Consider the following 23,315-nt stretch of genomic DNA (forward strand, 5'->3'; position numbering starts at 1 on the left):
TTACCGGTTTTTCCGTTGGGGAGGGGTCAAGCAGCACGCGCCAAAAGGGCAGGTACCCTGAAACTGACCGGAGGGATTGCTGTGAGTTTTAGATCGATGCGTTATAAGCAGGCGGGCGGGGTTGGGTTGAATGTTGCGCGGCCCTTGCGGGAGCGAGCTTGCTCGCGATAGCGGTGGATCAGTTGGTCGCTGAGTTGACTGACCGTACGCTATCGCGAGCAAGCTCGCTCCCACAGGGGGTGTGGGAAGTCTTAAGAAGTCGGTGCTAAGCCTTGCCCCGAATCAAGGCCCGTAACGCAAACCGGTTCGGGTGGCAGGCCTCGGCCACGCTGCGAGGCAGTGGCAGTGGTTCGTTGTCCAGCCAGGCGGCGATCAGTTCGCCCGACAGGGGCGCGGTGATCAGGCCTCGGGAACCGTGGCCGCTGTTGATGTACAGGCCCTCGAGCCACGGGCAGGGGGCGTCCGGTACTTGGCGGGCGTCTTTGCCCAGGGCCGCATAGGCGTCGGTAAAGGCCTCGCGGTCGGCCAACGGTCCGACAATCGGCAGGTAATCCGGGCTGGTGCAACGAAACGCCACGCGGCCTTGGAGGTGCTCCGGGTCCAAGGTAGCGGCGTTCAAGCGCTGCACCAGATCTTGGGAGATTTCTTCGAGCATCCGCAGGTTGCCGGCGTGCTCGGCGGCGGTGGGGGTCAGGTCGTCGCTGTTGAAATCGAAACTGGCACCCAGGGTGTGTTCGCCCTGCCGCGGCGGCGCCACATAACCTTCGGCGCAGACCACCGTCGCCAGGCTCTGGCTGCCACGGGTTTGCGGCAGACAGGTGATCTGCCCGCGAATGCGCTTGAGCGGCAAGTCGGCAGCCGGTTCGAAGCGTTTGATCTCGGCAGCACTGGCGAGGATCACTACCGGCGCACTGGCCAGGCAGCGTTCGCTGTCCCACGCCTGCCATTGGCCGTCGACGCGGCGCAGGTGTAGCACGTCATGATGGGGTTGCACATCGATCGCCGGTCCCGAGGCTTGCCAGCGACACAACGCCGGCGGATGCACCCAGCCGCCCTCGGGATAAAACAAGCCTCCACAGGCCAGGCCGATGCCGGATCGGGCCTGGGCCTCGGACTGATCCAGGGTGTGCAGTAACTCCGGTGGGAATGCCTCGGCCAGTTGTGCCTGGCGTTCGGCTTCCTTGCTGTTGAAGGCCAACTGCAAGACGCCACAGGCATCCCAGTCAACGCCGCGTTGCAGTTGCTCCAGCACGCGTCGGGTGTAGCCGAAGCCGCTGAGGATCATCTGCGACAACGCGGTGCCGTGGGCCGACAACTTGAGGTACAGCACGCCCTGGGGGTTGCCGGAGGCCTCCTCGGCCAACCCGGCATGCCGCTCCAGCAGCGTCACCTGCCAGCCACGGGCGGCGAGGCTCGCCGCGCTGGCACAACCGGCCAGGCCGCCCCCGATCACCAGGGCCCGGCGCTCGCCAGTGGGGGGCACGGGGCGGGCGTACCAGGGTTTTGCCGGGGATGGCGCCGCTGTCTGCTCCGGCCAGCCAAGAAACACGCCGCGCAGGATTTCCCACTTATGGCCGATGCCCGGCGTGCGCTTCATCTTGAAGCCCGCCGCGTTCAGCAAACGCCGGACCCAGCCGGTGCTGGTGAAGGTGCTGAGGGTGGCGCCGGGTGCGGCGAGCCGGGCCAGTTCGGCGAACAGCTCGGCGGTCCACATCTCGGGGTTCCGGGCCGGTGCGAAACCGTCCAGAAACCAAGCGTCGATCTGCCCGTCCAGTTGCGGCAACTGCTCCAGGGCGTCGCCGATCAACAGGGTCAGTGTCACCCGCCCATTGGCCAGGACCAGGCGCTGGAAACCCTGATGGATCGCCACGTATTGCCCAAGCAGTTGCTCGGCCTGGAGGGCGAGCTGCGGCCAGAGGGCCAGGGCCCGACACAAGTCCTGCGGGGTCAATGGATACTTCTCGACGCTGACGAAATGCAGTCGCGCCCCGGTCGGTGCGCATTGTTCGAACAACTGCCAGGCGCAGAGGAAGTTCAAGCCGGTGCCAAAGCCGGTTTCGCCGATCACCAGGCGCCCGTCGGCGGGCAGCGCGGCAAAGCGCTCGGCCAGGTTGTTCTGCTCGAGGAACACGTAACGGGTTTCTTCCAGCCCGGACTGATCGGAGAAATACACGTCGTCGAACACCCGCGAACGCGGGCGACCCTGATCGTCCCAGTCGAGTTGGGCGTGGTGCTGTACGGGCGTCATGGCAGGCTCGGTCGAAACAAGGCAGCCATTCTAGCCGATCGATTACCGATTGCTCCTGTGCATACGCATCCGTAGGAGCTGGCGAGTGCAACGAGGCTGCGATCTTTCGCACGAGACTCAATTGACTGGGACAAGATCGCAGCCTCGTTGCACTCGACAGCTCCTACACAGCTCCTACACGGGCCGCATCCAATCCGCTAGTCTTGCCCCAAGCCTTGGAAGGAGCTGTCCATGTTTGAATCCGCTGAAATCGGTCACGTCATCGATAAAGACACCTTTGAAGCCGAGGTGCCGGCCCTGCGTGAAGCACTGCTGGAAGCGCAGTTCGAGTTGCAGCAGCAGGGTCGGTTTCCGGTCATCGTGTTGATCAACGGCATCGAAGGTGCGGGCAAGGGCGAGACGGTGAAGTTGCTCAATGAATGGATGGACCCGCGGCTGATCGAAGTGCGCACCTTCGACCAGCAGACCGACGAGGAACTGGCGCGGCCTCCCGCGTGGCGTTATTGGCGGATGCTGCCGGCCAAGGGGCGCATGGGGATTTTCTTCGGCAACTGGTACAGCCAGATGCTGCAAGGCCGGGTCCATGGCGAATTCAAGGACCCACGGCTCGACCAGGCGATCGCCGGTGCCGAGCGCCTGGAAAAAATGCTCTGCGACGAAGGCGCGCTGATCTTCAAGTTCTGGTTCCACCTGTCCAAGAAGCAGATGAAGGCCCGGCTCAAGGGGCTCAAGGATGACCCCTTGCACAGTTGGCGCATCAGCCCGCTGGATTGGCAGCAGTCCCAGACCTATGACAAGTTCGTCAAATACGGCGAGCGTGTGTTGCGCCGCACCAGTCGCGATTACGCGCCGTGGCATGTGATCGAAGGCGTGGACAGCTGTTATCGCAGCCTCACCGTCGGGCGGATCCTGCTCGACGGTTTGCGCCAGGCCCTGGACCGGCCGAAGATCAAGCCGCAAAAGGTCAGCGTGGCGCCGCTGGCCGAGTTGGATGGCCAGATCACGTTGCTCGACAGCCTGGACATGACCCGGCGCCTGGACAAGGCCGACTACGAAGAACAACTGATCACCGAGCAGGCGCGCTTCGCCGGGCTGCTGCGGGACAAACGCATGCGCCAGCATGCCCTGGTGGCGGTGTTCGAAGGCAATGACGCGGCGGGCAAGGGCGGGGCGATCCGGCGGGTCACGGCGGCCCTGGACCCGCGCCAATACAGCATCGTGCCCATTGCCGCGCCCACGGAAGAAGAGCGCGCCCACCCCTACATGTGGCGGTTCTGGCGGCATATTCCCGCACGCGGCAAGTTCACCATGTTCGACCGCTCCTGGTACGGCCGGGTGTTGGTGGAGCGGGTCGAAGGGTTTTGCAGCCAGGCCGACTGGTTGCGGGCCTACGGGGAAATCAACGACTTCGAGGAACAGCTCGCCGATGCCGGCGTGGTGGTGGTCAAGTTCTGGCTGGCCATCGACAAGGAAACCCAGCTGGAGCGTTTCCAGGAGCGCGAGGACATCCCGTTCAAGCGCTTCAAGATCACCGAGGATGACTGGCGCAACCGCGACAAGTGGGAGGCCTACCGCGCCGCGGTGTGCGATATGGTCGACCGCACCAGCACCGAGATTGCCCCCTGGACCTTGGTGGAGGCCAACGACAAGCGCTGGGCGCGGGTCAAGGTGTTGCGCACCCTCAACCAGGCGCTGGAGACGGCTTTCGAACGCAGTGCGAAACAGGCTCGCAAGAAGAAGCGCTAGGGCGATGGGCGCGCATACGCGAGGTGAATGATTGTCGCGGTCGGTTATCCAGTGGATCTATGCTCGATCCACTCTCAACCGACTACAACAATGAGGTACAGCCATGCGTGAAGTGGTGATCGTCGACAGCGTACGGACCGGCCTGGCCAAGTCCTTTCGTGGCAAGTTCAACATGACCCGTCCGGATGACATGGCGGCCCATTGCGTCAATGCCTTGCTGGCGCGCAACGACATCGACCCGGCCAGTGTCGAGGACTGCATCGTCGGGGCCGGGTCCAATGAAGGTGCCCAGGGCTACAACATCGGGCGCAATGTGGCGGTGCTCTCGAAATTGGGCATCGGCACGGCCGGCATGACCCTCAACCGTTTCTGTTCTTCGGGCCTGCAAGCCATTGCTATCGCCGCCAACCAGATCGCTTCCGGTTGCAGCGACATCATCGTGGCCGGCGGAGTGGAGTCCATCAGCCTGACGATGAAAAGCGTCAACACCGACAACCTGATCAACCCGCTGCTCAAGGAGCAGGTGCCCGGGATTTATTTTCCCATGGGCCAGACCGCCGAGATCGTCGCCCGTCGTTACCAGGTCAGCCGCGAGGAGCAGGATCGCTACGCCTTGCAGAGCCAGCAACGCACCGCCAAGGCCCAGGCGGCCGGGTTGTTCGATGACGAAATCATCCCGATGGCGGTCAAGTACCGGGTCGAGGACAAGAACACGGGTGCCGTGCAGATGCTCGATGGCGTGGTCGATCGTGATGATTGCAACCGTCCCGACACCACCTATGAAAGCCTGGCCGGCTTGAAGCCGGTGTTCGCCGAAGACGGGTCGGTGACGGCGGGCAACTCCTCGCAGTTGTCCGACGGGGCTTCGATGACCTTGGTGATGAGCCTGGAAAAGGCCCTAGCCCTGGGGCTCAAGCCCAAGGCGTTTTTCCGCGGCTTTACGGTCGCCGGTTGCGAGCCGGACGAAATGGGCATTGGCCCGGTGTTTTCGGTGCCCAAGCTGCTCAAGGCCAAGGGCTTGCAGATCGCCGATATCGACCTGTGGGAACTCAACGAGGCGTTCGCTTCCCAGTGCCTGTACAGCCGCGACCGGCTGGAAATCGATCCAGGGAAATACAACGTCAACGGCGGCTCGATCTCCATTGGCCATCCGTTCGGCATGACCGGTTCGCGACAGGTGGGGCATCTGGTGCGTGAGCTGCAACGGCGCAACCTGCGTTACGGCATCGTGACCATGTGCGTGGGCGGCGGAATGGGGGCTACGGGGTTGTTCGAGGCGGTGAGATAAGCATGGTACAGCGCTTTTGTGGCGACTGGACTGCGTAGGAGCTGTCGAGTGCAACGAGGCTGCGATCTTTTCCCAGACGCTTGAATCTCAAGTGAAAGATCAAAAGATCGCAGGCTTCGCCAGCTCCTACAGAGCCCAGCGGGAGCAAAAGAGTGGTGCGCTAGCTGGCGACCTGCGTCAGTTGCAACATTCGCTGTACATACGCCTCCACCTCCCGCAGCGCATCCTCGCGACTGGCGAACGGCCCTTCCTGGGTGCCTTCCCGGGTGTTGAAGTAAAATTCGCCGTTTATCCGGCAAATCCGGTCACTGGGAAAGACCATCGCAGGGGCGAGGTCCTGGGCGCGTTTGCCGAGCATGAGGGGCTCCAAAAGAGGCGGCGGAATCTGGTTGAGTGAAGTTTAGGAGCTGACGCTGACGGCTGCTTGGCGAGCCGATAGGCGGCCATGTGCCATATCCGTACCCGGTTCAAATAATCCCCAACTGTTCCTGTGTTGCTGGGCGATAGACGCCTAGAATGGGCATTCTTTGTCTTGGGCTTCGAGGGTTGCATGCACATATCGTCCGGTCGCTGGGTCTACGGCTTGTTCCTTGCCCTGTTGACCGCCCTGCTCTGGGGAATCCTGCCGATCAAGCTCAAGCAAGTGCTGCAAGTGATGGACCCGGTCACCGTGACCTGGTTTCGCTTGCTGGTGTCCGGCGGTTTGTTGTTCATCTATTTGGCGGCCACCCGGCGCCTGCCCAGTCGCAAGGTGCTCGGCCCTCGCGGCGGCTGGCTGGTGGCGATGGCGGTGCTCGGGCTGGTGGGCAACTACGTGCTGTACCTGATGGGCCTGAATCGCTTGAGCCCCGGCACCGCGCAACTGGTGGTGCAGATGGGGCCGATCATGTTGCTGGTCGCCAGCCTGTTCGTGTTCAAGGAGCGGTTCAGCGTGGGGCAGGGCATCGGCCTGCTGGTGCTGCTGATCGGTTTCACGCTGTTTTTCAACCAGCGCCTGGGCGAGTTGCTGACGTCCCTGAGCGACTACACCGCCGGGGTGCTGATGGTGTTGCTGGCGTCGACGGTCTGGACGTTCTATGCCCTGGGCCAGAAGCAATTGTTGACGGTGTGGAATTCGCTGCAGGTGATGATGGTGATCTACCTGTTCTGCGCGCTGCTGCTCACACCCTGGGTGCACCCGTTGGAGGCGCTGCAATTAAGCCCATTGCAAGGCTGGTTGTTGCTCGCTTGCTGCCTCAACACCCTGATTGCCTATGGCGCGTTTGCCGAAGCGTTGGCCCATTGGGAAGCGTCGCGGGTCAGCGCGACCCTGGCGATCACGCCGCTGGTGACCTTCGCCGCAGTGGCGATGGCGGCCTGGTGGTGGCCTGATTATGTCCATGCCGAGCAGATCAACCTGCTGGGCTATGGCGGGGCGGTGCTGGTGGTACTGGGTTCGGCACTGGTTGCCTTGGGGCCCTCGCTGATCGCCGGGCTCAGGGCCCGGCGCGAGCGTTTGGCTGTCGGGCGTTAGCCCGCCGTGGGAGCGAGCTTGCTCGCGATAGCGGCTTGTGAGGCTACAATGATGTCGAGCTTGCCGGCCTCATCGCGAGCAAGCTCGCTCCCACAAGTGGATCTTCAGTGGATGTAATATCGCGGTTCACGCTGCCCCTGTGGGAGCGAGCTTGCTCGCGATAGCGCACTAATCGATCAACGCAAAACTCAGCCCTGGCTACCCGCTTCCAGCATATTCTCCGGCCTCACCCAGGCATCGAACTCTTCATCGGTCAGGTACCCCAGTTGCAACGCCGCCTCGCGCAAGGTCAGCCCTTCACCGTAGGCTTTCTTGGCGATTTCCGCTGACTTGTCGTAGCCGATGTGCGGGTTCAGCGCGGTCACCAGCATCAACCCACGTTCCAGGTGCGCGGCCATCTGCTCGGCGTCCGGCTCGAGCCCGGCGATGCAGTGCTGCTGGAAGTTGCTGCAGCCATCGGCCAACAGGCGAATCGATTGCAGCAGGTTATGGATGATCACCGGTTTGAACACGTTCAACTGCAAATGCCCCTGGCTGGCGGCGAAACCGATGGTCACGTCGTTGCCCATGACCTGGCAGGCCAGCATCGACAAGGCTTCGCACTGGGTCGGGTTGACCTTGCCGGGCATGATGGAACTGCCCGGTTCGTTGGCCGGCAATTTCACCTCGGCGAACCCGGCCCGTGGCCCGGAGCTCAGCAGGCGCAGGTCGTTGGCGATTTTCATCAGGGTCACGGCGAGGGTTTTCAGTGCGCCGGACAACGAGGTCAGGGGTTCATGGCCGGCCAACGCGGCAAACTTGTTGGGGGCGGTGACGAACGGTAGGCCCGACAGCGCCGCCAGTTCAGCGGCAATCGCTTCGCCGAACCCATGGGGTGAATTGAGCCCGGTGCCCACTGCCGTGCCGCCCTGGGCCAATTCGCAGACCGCCGGTAGCGCGGCGCGTATCGCCCGTTCGGCGTAATCGAGCTGGGCAATGAACGCCGACAGTTCCTGGCCAAAGGTGATCGGCGTGGCATCCATCATGTGGGTGCGGCCGGTCTTGACCAACTTCATGTGGCGTGCGGCCAGTTCCGCGAGACCGCCGGACAGCTCGCCGATGGCCGGCAGCAATTGCTGATGGACGGCCTGGGCGGCGGCGATGTGCATGGCGGTGGGGAAGCAGTCGTTGGAACTCTGCGAACGGTTGACATGATCATTGGGGTGCACCGGGCTCTTGCCGCCACGGGGGTTGCCAGCCAGTTCGTTGGCGCGTCCGGCGATCACTTCGTTGACGTTCATGTTGCTCTGGGTCCCGCTGCCGGTCTGCCAGACCACTAGCGGGAACTGATCGTCATGCTGGCCGGCCAACACTTCGTCGGCGGCCTGTTCGATCAAGCGGGCGATGTCGGCGGGCAGGTCTCCGTTGCGGTCGTTGACCCTTGCGGCGGCTTTCTTGATCAGCGCCAGGGCGTGCAACACCGACAGCGGCATGCGTTCGTTGCCAATGGCGAAGTTGATCATGGAGCGCTGCGTCTGCGCGCCCCAGTAGGCGTCGTCCGGGACTTCAACCTGGCCAAGGCTGTCGGTTTCGATACGGCTCATCGGGTCAAACTCCTTAAAGGCTGAATGCGCAGTTTAGGCCCAGATGGGCGGCTCCGGTTCCCTCAATCATCCCTCGATCCAGCAACGCTGGCTTCGGCCCGTCAATCGGACCCAACAACCATCGGGGTTGAGCCCCGGCGTTTTTTAGGCGCAGAATGGTCGCCCTTGGGGTTTTACCTCGCCTGTAATGAAAGGAAACTCGATGACCCGTCTTCGTGCCATCTGTACCGCAGTTGCTCTGGTGTGTGCCAGCGGCCCTGTTTTCGCCGATACCGCCAGCCACAACGCCAGCGCCGAAGCGTTCCTGACCCTGGCGCACGCTGACAAACTGGGCACTCCGGTGTACATGCAAGTGCAGCAGATGTTCGCCCAGCGCTTTGAACAGACCAAGGCCCCCGAGTCGAAGAAAGCCACCCTGGAAACCTACCAGGCCAAGGCCAATGCCGCGCTGGACCAAGCCATCGGCTGGAACAAGCTCAAGCCGGACATGGTCAAGCTCTACACCAGCAACTTCAACGAATCGGAGCTCAAGGACCTGGTCGCTTTCTACCAGTCGCCATTGGGCAAGAAAGTCCTGGAAAAAATGCCACAGTTGACCCAGCAATCGGCCCAACTGACCCAGGCCAAGCTTGAAAGCGCGGTGCCGGTGGTCAACAAGCTGCTGGCCGACATGACGGCCGAGCTCGAGCCAAAAGCCGCTCCAGCCAAGAAAAAGCCGTAAGCGGAGCCCGGTATGAGCATGCAACAACGCATCGAATCAACGCTAGGGCTGTTGCAGCCCGAGCATCTGCAAGTGCTGGATGAGAGCCACATGCACAGCCGGGGCCTGCAGACCCACTTCAAGGCCGTGGTGGTCAGCCAGCAGTTCGAAGGGCTCAATCGCGTCAAGCGTCACCAGAAGGTCTATGGCACGCTGGGCGAGCTGATGGGCGAATTCCATGCGTTGGCGCTGCACACCTACACCCCCGAGGAATGGGCCCGGATCGATGCGGCCCCGGCTTCGCCGACCTGTGCCGGTGGCAGCAAGCACTGATTTGCTGAGGGGCACTGCTGCTGGTGAGGGTTTTATCGGTGGCGAGGGGATTTATCCCCGTTGGGCTGCGAAGCGGCCCTGAAAGCCGTCACCCAGATGTATCAGGCTGATTGCCTGCAGCTGGCTTAACCCAGCGTGGATAAATCCCCTCGCCACAGGAAGGCCTTCGAATCGCAGTCCTGTAACCCACCGGTTTTTGTTAGAATCCCCAACGCGCCGCTCACCCGGCGCGTTTTTTTTCGCATCCGGTTCACCCTTTACGAGGGTAGCCACCTGGAGAAACACCCATGACACAACCCATTGTCGTGGCGGCACTGTATAAGTTCGTCACCCTGGAAGATTACGTCGAGCTGCGTGAGCCCTTGCTCAAGGCCATGCTCGACAACGGTATCAAAGGCACGTTGCTGATCGCCGAAGAAGGCATCAACGGCACGGTCTCCGGCACCCGTGAAGGCATCGACGGCCTGCTGGCCTGGCTCAAGAACGATCCGCGCATGATCGACATCGACCATAAAGAGTCGTATTGCGATGAGCAGCCGTTCTATCGCACCAAGGTCAAGCTCAAGAAAGAGATCGTCACCCTTGGCGTCGAAGGCGTGGACCCGAACAAGCAAGTTGGCACCTACGTCGAACCGCGGGACTGGAACGCGCTGATCAGCGATCCGGAAGTGCTGCTGATTGACACTCGCAACGATTATGAAGTGTCCATCGGCACCTTCGAAGGCGCCATCGACCCCAAGACCACCAGCTTTCGCGAGTTCCCCGAGTACATCAAGGCCCACTTCGACCCGGCCAGGCACAAGAAAGTCGCGATGTTCTGCACCGGTGGCATTCGCTGTGAAAAAGCCTCCAGCTACATGCTTGGCCAGGGGTTCGACGAGGTCTATCACCTCAAGGGCGGCATCCTGAAATACCTCGAAGAGGTTCCTCAGGAAGAAACCAAGTGGCGCGGCGACTGCTTCGTGTTCGATAACCGCGTGACCGTTCGCCACGACCTCAGCGAAGGGGACTACGATCAATGTCACGCTTGTCGTACCCCGGTGAGCGTAGAAGACCGCGCTTCGGAGCACTATGTGCCTGGCATCAGTTGCCCGCATTGCTGGGATAAGCTGAGCGAGAAAACCCGCCGCAGCGCCATCGACCGGCAGAAACAGATCGAGTTGGCCAAGGCGCGCAACATGCCGCACCCGATCGGCTACAACTACAAGCAAACATCTTCCGAGGCTTGAACCATGACGTCACGCCTGCTCTATGTGATGGACCCGATGTGTTCCTGGTGCTGGGGCTTTGCACCGGTGGCCGAGGCGTTGGTCGAGCAGGCGCACGCCGCGGGTGTGGCGTTGCACCTGGTGGTGGGCGGTTTGCGCACCGGCAGCGGTTCGGCGCTGGAGCCAACCACCCGGCGCTACATTCTTGAGCACTGGCAGGCCGTGACCCAGGCCACCGGCCAGCCCTTCAAGCTTGAAGGCGCGTTGCCGGACGGTTTCGTCTACGACACCGAGCCCGCCTGCCGGGCAGTGGTGACGGCCCGCAGCCTGGCCCCGGACCTGGCCTGGACGCTGTTGAAGCTGATCCAACAGGCCTTTTATGTAGAAGGCCGTGACGTCACCCACGCCAGCGTGCTGGTGGAGCTGGCCGAGCAGGCCGGGCTGCCACGCATCGAATTCGCCGCGGCCTTCGACCGCGCCGACCAACATGCGGCCACCGCGGCGGATTTCACCTGGGTCCAGGATTTGGGCATTGCCGGGTTTCCCACGCTACTGGCAGAGCGTGACGGCCAGTTGGCCTTGCTGACCAACGGTTACCAGCCCCTGAGCCAGTTGTCGCCTTTGCTTGGCCGCTGGCTGGAGCGCGCGACCTGTGCCTGAGCGGCCGTCAGCCCCATCGACCTCGCAGCGCATCGACCGGTTGAGCTGGGCGGAGATCCGTCGCCTGGCCCTCAAGCATAAAAAAGCCCTGTGGATCGCCAACGGCGTGGCCTTGCTGGCGACGCTGTGCAGCGTGCCGATTCCGTTGCTGTTGCCATTGCTGGTGGACGAGGTCCTGCTGGGCCACGGCGATGCGGCCCTGAAAGTCATGAACCATGCCTTGCCAGCGGCGTGGCAGAGCGCGGCGGGCTATATCGGGCTGATGTTGCTGGCGACCCTGACCCTGCGCTGTGGTGCCTTGCTGTTCAACGTGGTGCAGGCGCGCCTGTTCGCCAGGCTGGCCAAGGACATTGTCTATCGCATTCGCATCCGCTTGATCGAACGCCTCAAACGAATCTCCTTGGGCGAGTACGAAAGCCTGGGCAGTGGCACCGTGGCGGCCCACCTGGTCACCGACCTGGACACCCTCGACAAATTCATCGGCGAGACCCTCAGCCGTTTCCTGGTGGCGATGCTGACCCTGGTGGGCACCGCCGGGATCCTGGTGTGGATGCACTGGGAACTGGCGCTGCTGATCCTGCTGTTCAACCCGCTGGTGATCTACGCCACGGTGCAACTGGGCAAGCGGGTCAAACACCTCAAGAAACTGGAGAACGACAGCACCTCGCGCTTCACCCAGGCCTTGACCGAAACCCTGGATGCCATCCAGGAAGTGCGCGCCGGTAACCGCCAGGGTTATTTCCTTGGCCGATTGGGGATGCGTGCCAAGGAGGTCCGCGATTACGCCGTGAATTCGCAGTGGAAAACCGACGCCTCGAACCGCGCCAGTGGTTTGTTGTTCCAGTTCGGCATCGATATTTTTCGCGCGGCGGCCATGCTCACCGTGGTGTTTTCCGACCTGTCCATCGGCCAGATGCTGGCGGTGTTCAGCTACCTCTGGTTCATGATCGGCCCGGTCGAGCAGCTGTTGAACCTGCAATACGCCTATTACGCGGCCGGCGGCGCCTTGAACCGGATCAACGAACTGCTGGCCCGGGCCGACGAGCCCCAGTACAAGGGGGGCGTCGATCCGTTCAAGGGCCGTGACACCGTGGGCATCGAAATCCAGGGGTTGAGTTTCGGTTACGGCGAGGAGCTGGTGCTCGACCAGTTGAACCTGTCCATTTCGCCGGGCGAGAAAGTCGCCATCGTCGGGGCCAGTGGCGGCGGCAAGAGCACCTTGGTGCAATTGCTGCTGGGGTTGTACACGCCACAGTCGGGCAGTATTCGTTTCGGCGGCGCCACGCAGCAGGAGATCGGTCTGGAAACCATTCGGGAGAATGTTGCAGTGGTGTTGCAACATCCGGCGCTGTTCAACGACACGGTACGGGCCAACCTTGCCATGGGCCGTGTGTGCAGCGACGACGACTGCTGGCGGGCACTGGAAATCGCCCAGCTCGACGCCACGGTCCGGGCGCTGCCCCAGGGCCTGGAAAGCGTAGTCGGGCGTTCCGGGGTTCGGCTGTCGGGCGGGCAGCGCCAACGGCTGGCCATCGCCCGCATGGTACTGGCCGATCCTCGGGTGGTGATTCTCGACGAAGCCACCTCGGCATTGGACGCGGCCACCGAGTACAACCTTCACCAGGCACTGGCGCGTTTTTTGAGCGCACGCACCACGTTGATCATCGCCCACCGGCTTTCGGCGGTTAAGCAGGCTGATCGGGTATTGGTGTTCGACGGTGGGCAAGTCGCCGAAGACGGCGACCATTTGCAGTTGATTGCCGACGGGGGTCTCTACGCTCGACTCTATGGCCATTTGCAACAGATACAACAGCCTTGAGTTTCCCGCCGTTTTCTGTGCTTAGTATCGGAAAAAAACAGGCAAACACGCCGATTCTTCCAAATTCCACGCAAAGATCTCTTCATCCATTCATTCGATGGGTCGAAAACTAGCCTAGGCTGTTGAGTCAGGAGCGGAATTCTGGCGGGTGTTCGTCCGGCAGTACCTGTGCAAGGGACCTCATGAAGCAAAAGCAGACTCTCGGAACACCACGGCTGCTGGGCATCGTCTGGCCCTTCATTGCCGTTGTGCTATTTCAGGCATTGCTTGGCGGTGTCAGCCTTTACGTGCTGTCCGCGGTTCGCGGCTATGTAGCGGGGGAGAGCCTCTGGTCCAAGGGCCAGAAAGACGCCATCTATTACCTCAACCTCTACGCCGACAGCCGCGACGAGGTGATTTTCCGCAAATACCAGCAAGCCATCGCCGTGCCCGAGGGCGGTCATGAGCTGCGGGTAGCGCTGGACCGCGAACCGCCGAACCTGGAAGCGGCACGGGCCGGCATCCTCAAGGGCGGCAATCACCCGGACGATGTGTCCAGCCTGATCTGGCTTTATCTGAATTTCCGTCACTTCAGTTACCTGGAAGAAGCCATCGATCTCTGGACGGTGGGCGATGGCTACCTGACCGAACTGGATAACGTCGCCCGGCAGATGCACAGCAGCATTGCTGCGGGCCAGGCGTCAGAGGTGGATATTCGCGGCTGGAAGGCCCAGATCTTTGCGATCAACGATTCCGTCACTCCGGCTGCCAAGGCGTTCAGCGACGCGTTGGGCGAGGGCTCGCGTTTCATTCTGCGGCTCTTGCTGGTGACCAATTTCGCCACAGCCCTGGGGTTGATCGTCCTGGCGTTGTTGCGTACCCATAAACTGTTGGCCCAGCGGCAGGTGTTCGCCAATGCGCTGCAGATGGAGAAAGAGCGGGCACAGATCACTCTGCAATCCATCGGTGATGGGGTGATCACCACCGACGTGGAGGGGGCCATCGCCTACATGAACCCCGCCGCCGAAGCGATGACCCATTGGAAAGCGGAACACGCCACGGGGTTGCCCCTGGCCGCGCTGTTCAATTTGCTCGATGACAATGCCCAGACCGAAGGACTGACCCTGATCGAGCACATCCTCAGCGGTCGGCTCAGCGGCGCCAGTGAACATTCGAAACTGATCCAGCGCCTGGATGGCAGCACCGTGTCGGTCACCCTGGTGGGCGCGCCGATCCGCCATGCGGGCAAGGTCAGTGGCGCCGTGCTGGTGCTGCATGACATGACCCAGGAGCGGCAATACATCGCCAACCTGTCATGGCAAGCCACCCATGACGCCCTGACTGGCCTGGCCAACCGCCGGGAGTTCGAGTATCGCCTCGAGCAGGCCTTGCACAACCTCACTCGCCAGATCGGGCGCCATGCCTTGATGTTTCTCGACCTGGATCAGTTCAAGCTGGTCAACGACACCTGCGGTCATGCGGCGGGTGACGAATTGTTGCGGCATATCTGCGCCTTGCTGCAGTCAGGGTTGCGGGAAAATGACACCCTGGCCCGGCTGGGTGGCGATGAGTTCGGGATCTTGCTGGAGAACTGTTCACCGGAGGCGGCGGAAAAGATCGCCGAAGGGCTGCGCCAGACCGTGCAGAACCTGCATTTTGTCTGGAAGGGCCGGCCGTTCGTGACCACCGTGAGTATCGGCCTGGTGCATATCGCCCAGACCCCGACGACCCTGGAGGCTTCTCTGCGGGCCGCCGACATGGCCTGTTACATGGCCAAGGAAAAAGGACGCAACCGGGTTCAGGTCTATCACGCCGACGACTCGGAGTTGTCCCTGCGCTTTGGCGAGATGGCCTGGGTCCAGCGCTTGCACATGGCCCTGGAGGAAAACCGCTTTTGTCTGTACGCCCAGGAAATCGCCGCGCTGGGGCCGGGCGATCATGGTGGCGGGCACATTGAAATCCTGTTGCGCCTGCATGACGAAGCCGGGCGGATGATCCTGCCGGACAGCTTCATTCCCGCGGCGGAACGCTACGGGCTGATGACGTCCCTGGACCGTTGGGTGGTGGAGAATGTCTTCAAGATCATCCGCCAGTGCCTGAATGAATCGCGGCAGGGGCCCATGGCGATGTGTGCGATTAATCTGTCAGGCACAACTATCGGAGATCAGGCGTTCCTCGACTTCCTGCGTAAACAGTTCGCGGCTTACTCGATTCCCCCGGAAATGATTTGTTTTGAAATTACAGAGACCAGCGCTATTTCGAATCTGGGCAGTGCGATCCGCTTTATCAATGAACTCAAGAGCTTGGGCTGCTATTTCTCGCTGGATGACTTTTGCGCCGGAATGTCTTCATTCGCTTACCTGAAACATTTACCTGTAGACTTCTTGAAGATCGACGGGAGTTTCGTAAAGGATATGCTGGACGACCCGATTAACCGTGCAATGGTCGAAGTGATCAATCACATCGGTCACGTCATGGGTAAGCGCACGATTGCCGAGTTTGTTGAAACCGCCCAGATCGAGCAGGCATTGCTGGAGATAGGGGTGGACTACGCTCAGGGGTATGTGATCGAACGCCCGCAATTGTTTACCTGCGACACGTTGCAATGTCGGCCGGCCCGGCCCCAGCCGCTGTTATTCAAGGCCCCCGGCACGTTCCGCTGAACCTCTTGTTGATCCGAGAAAATCACAATCAAAAGGAGCCCGACAGTGATCGACACATTCAACCGAACAGGCCCGCTCATGGACGCCACAAGCTATCCGAAATGGGCACAGCAGCTCATTACCGATTGCAGCGAGAGCAAGCGCCGGGTTGTCGAACACGAACTGTATCAGCGCATGCGCGACAATAAGCTCAGCGCCAAGACCATGCGCCACTACCTCATAGGTGGTTGGCCGGTCGTCGAGCAGTTCGCTTTATACATGGCACAAAACCTCACCAAGACCCGCTTTGCCCGCCACCCCGGCGAGGACATGGCGCGTCGCTGGCTGATGCGCAACATTCGTGTCGAACTCAACCATGCCGACTACTGGGTCAACTGGAGCGCCGCCCATGGCGTGACCCTGGAAGACCTGCAAGCCCAGCAGGTACCGCCTGAGCTTCATGCCTTGAGCCACTGGTGCTGGCACACCAGTTCCTCGGACTCGTTGATCGTGGCCATCGCCGCGACCAACTACGCCATCGAGGGCGCCACGGGAGAGTGGTCGGCGCTGGTGTGTTCCAACGGTGTCTATGCGGCCGCCTTCGCCGAGGAAGACCGCAAGCGGGCCATGAAGTGGCTGAAGATGCATGCCCAGTACGACGATGCCCATCCTTGGGAAGCCCTGGAAATCATCTGTACGCTGGCAGGGATGAATCCGAGCAAGGCCCTGCAAACGGAGCTGCGCCAGGCCGTGTGCAAGAGCTATGACTACATGTACTTGTTCCTGGAGCGTTGCATGCAACTGGAACAGGCGGAGCCTGCCAGCAGGGCGGCATCTACCCGTGAGCGTCTGGCACTGGCCGGGAGCTGATTACTACCGCTACAGATAGCCACAACCTGTGGGAGCGAGCCTGCTCGCGAAGAGGCCTGACAGTCGACGGGGAGGTTGACTGCCAGGCCGCTATCGCGAGCAAGCTCGCTCCCACAGTTGTTTCGGATGAGCGCTGGCTTCAGGTCCACCCCAAATCCCTGTGGGAGCGAGCTTGCTCGCGATGGCGGTGGGTCAGCTCGCGCAGATGTTGGATGTGCTGCCGTCATCGCGAGCAAGCTCGCTCCCACAATTGTTTTCAGCCGGCCATCGCCAGTCGGTTGCGGCCTTCGCGCTTGGCTACGTACAGCGCGCTGTCGGCCCTGCGCAGCAGGCTTTCCGAGGATTCCCCCGGTAGCAGGGTGGCGCACCCCAGGCTGACCGTCAGCTCGATCCTTGTGCCTGCGGCGAAGTAATCCTGGGTCTGGGCGGCATAACGCAGTCGTTCACCGACCATCGCCGCGGCATCCCGGCTGGTATTGGCCAGCAGGATGAGAAATTCTTCACCACCGAACCTGAAAACCATGTCCACATTGCGCAGTTGGCCCTTGATCGACTCGGCCACGGCCTTGAGCACGTCGTCGCCAACGCCGTGACCATGGTTGTCGTTGATGCGCTTGAAATGATCGATATCGAGCATCAGTACCGACAAGGGTTGCGAATGACGCTTGGCCATATCGATTTCCCGCATCAGGGTCTGGTCCATGGCGATGCGGTTGCCGGTCCCGGTCAGCGGATCGCGCAGGGCGCTTTGGGTCGCGGCGCGGTAGAGCAGCGCGTTGCGCAGTGGATACAGCAGCGTCGACATGATGGATTCAAGGTCGCTCTGTTCCGCCTCGGAGAAACGTTGGTTACGACGGAATACCAGCTCACCCAGATGTTCGCCTTCATGGCTGAGGTTGTAGCTGAGGGTGTGATGCCCGCGTTGCCCGAACTCCAGGCGCAGGTCACTGGCCTTGTGCTGATAAGCCAACGCATCCAGGGGCACCAGTCGCTGGATTTCCCGGAAAAACAGGCCCAGGATCCGCTGCGGCTCCAGGCTGGTCTGTAGTTGCTGGCTCAGTTGCTGGCGCAATTGCGACAGACTGACGGAGCGTGCAGGGAGCGGCGATGGCTGGGACAGGCCCAAACGCTGCAATTTGGCGCTGTCGAAGTCGAACGCGTTGATCTGGTTGGGCGTTTTCATTTGGCGTTAGCCCCTAAGCTAAATCTGTCCCGCAGGTTGGGTGCGGCGGCTTTGGGCTGCACGTCGTACTGGTCCTTCAGTCCCGTAGGACAACTGATTTGAGTTTAGTCCGCTTCCATGGCAGGCATAAGTCTCGTCTCACCGTCCATTACCTGCCGAACATGGCATGTTTGAAGAGGTTAGAGCGAAAGTCGTGCCATTCGGTTCACTTCCGTAAAAACCGATTAGGAATCAATGAATTGATAGCGAGTCGCGAAAGCAGGGGCGACGTGGACTTGGCGGTTCGCTTGGTTTGGCGTCGACCGGGCCGGCATCGCGACGGTAAATCGTCGCGATGCCGGCTTCATTATTGTGCGTTGAACGCCTGTCCGTTGACGCCGGTGCTGTCCGGGCCCATGAGGTACAGGTAGACCGGCATGATCGCCTCGGGCGTCGGATTGTTGAGTGGGTTTTCTCCCGGATAGGCCTGGGCACGCATGCTGGTGCGGGTGGCGCCGGGGTTGATGCTGTTGGCGCGCACGGCGGCGACGGTATCGACTTCGTCCGCCAGGGTCTGCATCAGCCCCTCGGTGGCGAACTTGGACACGCCATAGGCGCCCCAGTAGGCTCGGCCCTTGCGGCCGACGCTGCTGGAGGTGAACACCACGGACGCATCCTTGGACAGCTTGAGCAGCGGCAGCAAGGTGCTGGTGAGCATGAACATCGCGTTGACGTTGACGTGCATCACCCGCATGAAGTTCTCACCGGACAATTGTTCCAGTGGGGTGCGTGGGCCGATGATCGAGGCGTTGTGCAGCAAGCCGTCCAGATGACCGAATTCGGTTTCGATCATCGCCGCCAGTTCATCGTACTGATGAGGCAGTGCGGTTTCGAGGTTGAACGGGATCACCGCTGGCTGCGGATGACCGGCCGCTTCGATTTCATCGTAGACCTGGGTCAGGTTGGCTTCGGTCTTGCCCAGCAGCAGTACGGTGGCACCGTGGGCGGCGTAGGTTTTCGCCGCTGCGGCACCGATCCCGCGACCAGCGCCGGTGACCAGGATCACCCGGCCATTGAGCAGGTCGGGACGGGCGGAATAATCAAACATAAAAAAACCTCAACAAATCAATCTGTTGGCAGAAGCTGTAGTGGCGAGGGGATTGAGCCCCGCTGTTGGGAGCAGGCTGTGGGAGCAAAGCTTGCTCGCGAAACAGGCACCTCGATTCCTGAACGACCGCATCGCCTTCATCGCGGGCAAGCCTTGCTCCCACATAAATCCCTTCATCACAAGACCGTCACATCAGCAACTGCACAACGCGTTATCCAGCACTTCACGTAGTGCCGAAGGGTGGTCGATCACGACATCCGCGCCCCAATGATTCGGGTTGTCGTCCGGGTGGATGTAGCCGTAGGTCACTGCGCAGGTCTTGGTGCCGGCACTGCGGCCGGACTCGATGTCCCGCAGGTCATCGCCCACGAACAGCACGCTGGCCGGATCCAGGTCGAGCATCTTGCAGGCCAGGGTCAGCGGTTCCGGGTCCGGTTTGCTGTTTTTCACGTGGTCAGGGCAGATCAGCACTTTCGAACGCTCGGCCAGGCCCAGTTGCTGCATGATCGGTTCGGCGAAACGCACTGGCTTGTTGGTGACCACGCCCCAGATCAGGTTGGCCGCTTCGATATCGGCCAGCACTTCGGCCATGCCGTCGAACAGGTGGCTGTGGACCGCACAACCTTTGAGGTAACGGTCGAGGAACTCCTGGCGCAGCTCCTCGAACCCTGGTGATTCCGGGTCCATGGAAAAGGTCACCGCGACCATCGCCCGGGCGCCGCCGGAAATCTCGTCGCGAATGTACTGGGTGTTCATCGGTGGCAAGCCACGGTCGGCGCGCATGGCCTGGCAGATGGCGATGAAGTCCGGCGCGGTGTCGAGCAGCGTGCCGTCCATGTCGAAGAGAACCGCTTTGAGACGCATCGCCTTACTCCTCGCGCAGGGTCTGGATCATGTAGTTGACGTCAACGTCGGCGGCCAGCTTGTAGTGCTTGGTCAATGGGTTGTAGGTCAGGCCGATGATGTCCTTGACCGTCAGCCCGGCCGCGCGGCTCCAGGCGCCCAGTTCGGAGGGGCGGATGAATTTCTTGAAGTCGTGAGTGCCCCGTGGCAACAGCTTCATGATGTACTCGGCGCCGATGATGGCGAACAGGTAGGCCTTCGGGTTGCGGTTGATGGTGGAGAAGAACACCTGGCCGCCCGGCTTGACCATGCGGAAGCAGGCGCGGATGACCGAGGACGGATCCGGCACGTGTTCGAGCATTTCCAGGCAGGTGACCACATCGAATTGGCCGGGCATTTCTTCGGCCAGGGCTTCGGCGGTGATCTGCCGGTATTCCACGCTGACGCCGGACTCCAATTGATGCAGTTGCGCCACCGCCAGCGGCGCTTCGCCCATGTCGATGCCCATCACCGTCGCCCCACGCTGGGCCATGGCTTCGCTGAGGATGCCGCCGCCGCAACCGACGTCGAGGACCTTCTTGCCGGCCAGGTTGACCCGTTCGTCAATCCAGTTGACCCGCAGCGGGTTGATGTCGTGCAGCGGTTTGAATTCGCTTTCACGGTCCCACCAGCGATGGGCCAGGGCTTCGAACTTGGCGATTTCGGCGTGGTCGACGTTGCTCATGTGCAGATCCTCGAAAAGCTTGAAAAATCAGATGCCCCGAGCCGCGGCTCCAGGGGCGTGGTCATTCGTTGTGGCCGCTGATGCGCCGACCCCAGGCCTGGGCCGTGGCGATCAGTGTCGCTTCGTCCATGCGGGTCAGCCGGCCATCCTCCAGTAACGGCTTGCCGCCTACCCACAGGTGTTTGACGCAATCGCGGCTGGTGGCGTAAATCAGTTGCGACACCGGGTCGTAGATCGGCTGTTGGGCCAGGCCTGACAGATCGAAGGCCACCAGGTCGGCGGCCTTGCCGACCTCCAGGGAGCCGACGGTCGCTTCGATGCCCAGCGCCCGGGCACCGTTGAGCGTGGCCATGCGCAGCGCCCGATGGGCATCCAAGGCCGTGGCCGAACCGGCGACGGCCTTGGCCAGCAGGGCGGCGGTGCGGGTTTCGCCGAGCAGGTCCAGGTCGTTGTTGCTCGCCGCACCGTCGGTGCCGAGGGCGACATTGACGCCGGCTTGCCACAGGCGCTCCACCGGGCAGAAACCGCTGGCCAGCTTCAGGTTCGATTCCGGGCAATGGATCACGCTGCAATTGTTTTCTACCAGCAGGGCCTGGTCCTCGTCGCTGATCTGAGTCATGTGCACGGCCTGGAAGCGTGGCCCCAGCAGGCCAAGGCGTTCCAGGCGAGCCATTGGCCGCTCAGCGGTGTTATCCACAGCCTGCTGCACTTCGAAGGCGGTTTCGTGAACATGCATATGAATGGCCGCGTCCAGTTCCTCGGCGATCACGCGGATTTTCTCCAGGTTCTCGTCGCCCACCGTGTAGGGCGCATGCGGGCCGAATGCGACTTTGATCCGCGGGTGGTGCTTGAGGTCGCCAAACAATTCGATGCCCTGACGAATGGCGTCGTCGGCGCTGGCGGCACCGGGGATCGGAAAGTCGAGGATCGGAATGGCGATTTGCGCGCGAATACCGCTGTCGTGGACGCACTCGCTGGCGATCTTGGGGTAGAAATACATGTCGGAGAAGCAGGTGATGCCACCCTTGATCTGCTCGGCGATTGCCAGGTCGGTGCCATCACGGACGAAATCTTCATCGACCCATTTGGCTTCAGCCGGCCAGATGTGCTGTTCCAGCCAGGTCATCAAGGGCAGGTCGTCGGCCAGGCCGCGAAACAAGGTCATGGCTGCGTGGCCGTGGGCGTTGATCAGGCCGGGGCTGAGCAGCATGCCGGGCAGTTCACGGACCTCGGTGGCGTCACACTTGAGGGCTTCTACCCGTGGACCGATGAACACGATGCAGCCGTCGCGAATGCCCAGGCCATGGTCCTTGAGCACTACACCGGCGGGTTCGACAGGTACCAACCAGGTCGGCAGCAATAATAAGTCGAGCGCAACGGCAGGCTTGGGCATCGTGGAACGGTTCCATGGGGTATAAAGGATGGCGAAGTATACCCGAGCGTCTTCGCGGAGGGATCGCTATAATCGGCGGCTTTTGTTCATGAGTACGGGGTGAAGGATGCGCGATCGACTATTGGCTGCGGAGAAGGTGAAGGCCATCGATTGGCGTGATGGCGTCCTGTACCTGCTGGACCAGCGTAGCTTGCCGTTCGAGGAAAGCTGGATCGCCTGCACCCGTGTCGCCGATGTGGCCGAGGCCATTGGTTCGATGGCCGTGCGCGGTGCGCCGGTCATCGGCATCAGTGCGGCGTATGGCGTGGTGCTGGCGGCGCGGGCCAGGATGGCCGAAGGTGGCGATTGGCAAGCGGCCCTGGAGGCCGATTTTGCCTTGCTGACCGCGGCCCGACCGACGGCGGCGAATCTTTTCTGGGCGCTGGATCGAATGCGCGACCGGCTGGGGCGCTTGAAAGAGCATGCCGAGCCGCTGGCGGTACTCGAGGCTGAAGCCATCGCGATCCACGTGAGCGATCGCGAAGCCAACCTGACCATGGCCCAGTTGGGGGTCGACCTGATCCGCAAGCACCAGGGCAACGCCCAGGCCATTCTCACCCATGGCAACACCGGCGCCCTGGCCTCCGGCGGTTTTGGCACGGCCTTGGGGGTTATTCGAGGTGCGTATATCGAAGGCATGGTGGAATGCGTCTATGCCGATGAAACCCGGCCGTGGCTGCAAGGCTCGCGCCTGACGGCATGGGAACTGGCCCGGGAAGGCATTCCGGTGACCCTCAACGCCGATTCCGCCGCTGCCCATATCATGAAGACCAAGGGTGTGACATGGGTGATCGTCGGTGCCGATTGCATCGCCGCCAATGGCGACGTGGCGAACAAGATCGGCACTTATCAGTTGGCGGTCTGTGCCATGCACCATGGTGTGCGCTTCATGGTGGTGGCGCCGAGCTCGATCATCGACATGAGCCTGGCCAGCGGTGAAGACATCCCGGCGGAGGAGCGCGACGGGCGCGAACTGCTGGAAATGGGCGGCAGGAGGCTCGGCGCGCAGGTGGGCGCCTTCAACCCGGTCTTCGATATCACCCCGGCGGACCTGATCGACGTCATCGTCACGGAAAAGGGCATCATCGAGCGCCCGGACACCGCGAAGCTGGCGCAACTGATGTGCCGCAAGCGGTTGCACTGATGGTTGGCGCTGTCTGTCCTGCCGCCATCGCGAGCATGCAAAGATCCCTGTGGGAGCGAGCTTGCTCGCGATGAGGCCCTTGAAGGCAACAAATCCCTTGCATTTTGCCCCTGAATCTCTATCCACAGCGCTTCTAAGCCCCTCTGGTCCCATATCAGCCTGTCACCGGTCAACTAACTACGCACCATGCGCATCTGGGGGATAGGTGCGTGGCGGCTCTTGTGATAACATCCGGCGGTTTCCAGGGCTGCCTCGCGAGGTGGCCTTTACTGCGCAGATCCATGGCATAACTCGTTGATTTGTCGTAAGTCGC

At 61.8% G+C, this 23,315-nt stretch carries 19 protein-coding genes; 11 read left to right on the forward strand and 8 right to left on the reverse strand.

Features of this window, described 5'->3' with window-relative positions:
- Positions 1–265: 265 nt before the first annotated feature.
- A complete protein-coding gene (gene mnmC, locus AB7M32_RS12590; RefSeq protein WP_454250077.1) occupies positions 266–2,248 on the reverse strand; it encodes a bifunctional tRNA (5-methylaminomethyl-2-thiouridine)(34)-methyltransferase MnmD/FAD-dependent 5-carboxymethylaminomethyl-2-thiouridine(34) oxidoreductase MnmC in 1,983 nt (660 codons plus the stop codon).
- A 231-nt stretch (positions 2,249–2,479) separates the two neighbouring features.
- Here mnmC and pap point away from each other — a divergent pair, with 231 nt between their 5' ends.
- Entirely contained in the window at positions 2,480–3,994 is a 1,515-nt protein-coding gene (pap, locus tag AB7M32_RS12595) for a polyphosphate:AMP phosphotransferase (RefSeq protein WP_454250078.1), read from the forward strand.
- Between the two features lie 103 nt (positions 3,995–4,097).
- Positions 4,098–5,282: a thiolase family protein gene (locus AB7M32_RS12600; protein ID WP_454250079.1), complete on the forward strand. Its 1,185-nt coding sequence runs from the start codon at positions 4,098–4,100 to the stop codon at positions 5,280–5,282.
- Positions 5,283–5,442: 160 nt separating this feature from the next.
- Here AB7M32_RS12600 and AB7M32_RS12605 read toward each other — a convergent pair whose 3' ends face one another.
- Positions 5,443–5,640, reverse strand: coding sequence for a DUF6316 family protein (locus AB7M32_RS12605; RefSeq protein WP_060738608.1), 198 nt, complete (start codon positions 5,638–5,640; stop codon positions 5,443–5,445).
- Positions 5,641–5,832: 192 nt separating this feature from the next.
- Between AB7M32_RS12605 and AB7M32_RS12610 the strand changes: the two genes are divergently transcribed.
- Positions 5,833–6,795 carry a DMT family transporter gene (locus AB7M32_RS12610; RefSeq protein WP_041475797.1) on the forward strand — a complete coding sequence of 321 codons (963 nt, stop codon included), beginning with the start codon at positions 5,833–5,835 and terminating at the stop codon, positions 6,793–6,795.
- 188 nt (positions 6,796–6,983) lie between these two features.
- Here AB7M32_RS12610 and AB7M32_RS12615 read toward each other — a convergent pair whose 3' ends face one another.
- Complete coding sequence (locus AB7M32_RS12615; RefSeq protein WP_454250080.1) at positions 6,984–8,378, reverse strand: class II fumarate hydratase; 1,395 nt, start codon at positions 8,376–8,378, stop codon at positions 6,984–6,986.
- Between the two features lie 202 nt (positions 8,379–8,580).
- Between AB7M32_RS12615 and AB7M32_RS12620 the strand changes: the two genes are divergently transcribed.
- From AB7M32_RS12620 to AB7M32_RS12650, 7 genes are all read left to right on the forward strand, one after another.
- Positions 8,581–9,099 carry a DUF2059 domain-containing protein gene (locus AB7M32_RS12620; RefSeq protein WP_060738605.1) on the forward strand — a complete coding sequence of 173 codons (519 nt, stop codon included), beginning with the start codon at positions 8,581–8,583 and terminating at the stop codon, positions 9,097–9,099.
- Positions 9,100–9,111: 12 nt separating this feature from the next.
- Positions 9,112–9,411, forward strand: coding sequence for a BolA family protein (locus AB7M32_RS12625; protein WP_060738604.1), 300 nt, complete (start codon positions 9,112–9,114; stop codon positions 9,409–9,411).
- Between the two features lie 287 nt (positions 9,412–9,698).
- Positions 9,699–10,640, forward strand: coding sequence for an oxygen-dependent tRNA uridine(34) hydroxylase TrhO (gene trhO, locus AB7M32_RS12630; RefSeq protein WP_072408456.1), 942 nt, complete (start codon positions 9,699–9,701; stop codon positions 10,638–10,640).
- Positions 10,641–10,676: 36 nt separating this feature from the next.
- Positions 10,677–11,279 (forward strand): DsbA family protein, encoded by a 603-nt coding sequence (locus AB7M32_RS12635; protein ID WP_454252129.1) that lies wholly within the window; start codon positions 10,677–10,679, stop codon positions 11,277–11,279.
- Complete coding sequence (locus AB7M32_RS12640; protein ID WP_454250081.1) at positions 11,272–13,098, forward strand: ABC transporter ATP-binding protein; 1,827 nt, start codon at positions 11,272–11,274, stop codon at positions 13,096–13,098. The genes AB7M32_RS12635 and AB7M32_RS12640 overlap by 8 nt, the downstream gene beginning before the upstream one ends.
- A gap of 182 nt (positions 13,099–13,280) precedes the next feature.
- Entirely contained in the window at positions 13,281–15,740 is a 2,460-nt protein-coding gene (locus AB7M32_RS12645; protein ID WP_072408449.1) for an EAL domain-containing protein, read from the forward strand.
- A gap of 78 nt (positions 15,741–15,818) precedes the next feature.
- Entirely contained in the window at positions 15,819–16,589 is a 771-nt protein-coding gene (locus AB7M32_RS12650; protein WP_454250082.1) for a TenA family transcriptional regulator, read from the forward strand.
- A gap of 256 nt (positions 16,590–16,845) precedes the next feature.
- Here the strand turns inward: AB7M32_RS12650 and AB7M32_RS12655 are convergent, their stop codons facing one another.
- The 5 genes from AB7M32_RS12655 to AB7M32_RS12675 all read right to left on the reverse strand — a co-directional run bounded on the left by AB7M32_RS12655 (position 16,846) and on the right by AB7M32_RS12675 (position 21,819).
- Complete coding sequence (locus AB7M32_RS12655) at positions 16,846–17,772, reverse strand: GGDEF domain-containing protein (RefSeq protein WP_454250083.1); 927 nt, start codon at positions 17,770–17,772, stop codon at positions 16,846–16,848.
- 346 nt (positions 17,773–18,118) lie between these two features.
- Positions 18,119–18,859, reverse strand: a complete 741-nt coding sequence (locus AB7M32_RS12660) for a YciK family oxidoreductase (protein ID WP_060738597.1) — start codon at positions 18,857–18,859, stop codon at positions 18,119–18,121.
- 192 nt (positions 18,860–19,051) lie between these two features.
- A complete protein-coding gene (gene mupP / locus AB7M32_RS12665) occupies positions 19,052–19,723 on the reverse strand; it encodes an N-acetylmuramic acid 6-phosphate phosphatase MupP (RefSeq protein ID WP_454250084.1) in 672 nt (223 codons plus the stop codon).
- 4 nt (positions 19,724–19,727) lie between these two features.
- On the reverse strand, positions 19,728–20,426 hold the full coding sequence (gene ubiG / locus AB7M32_RS12670; RefSeq protein WP_063322361.1) for a bifunctional 2-polyprenyl-6-hydroxyphenol methylase/3-demethylubiquinol 3-O-methyltransferase UbiG: 699 nt from the start codon (positions 20,424–20,426) through the stop codon (positions 19,728–19,730).
- A 61-nt stretch (positions 20,427–20,487) separates the two neighbouring features.
- Positions 20,488–21,819, reverse strand: coding sequence for a TRZ/ATZ family hydrolase (locus AB7M32_RS12675; RefSeq protein WP_454250085.1), 1,332 nt, complete (start codon positions 21,817–21,819; stop codon positions 20,488–20,490).
- Positions 21,820–21,925: 106 nt separating this feature from the next.
- Here AB7M32_RS12675 and mtnA point away from each other — a divergent pair, with 106 nt between their 5' ends.
- The gene (gene mtnA, locus AB7M32_RS12680; protein ID WP_454250086.1) at positions 21,926–23,002 is read left to right on the forward strand and encodes an S-methyl-5-thioribose-1-phosphate isomerase; all 1,077 of its coding nucleotides are present in this window, start codon (positions 21,926–21,928) and stop codon (positions 23,000–23,002) included.
- The last annotated feature ends 313 nt before the right edge of the window (positions 23,003–23,315 follow it).

The organism is Pseudomonas sp. R151218B TE3479 (genome assembly GCF_053629195.1).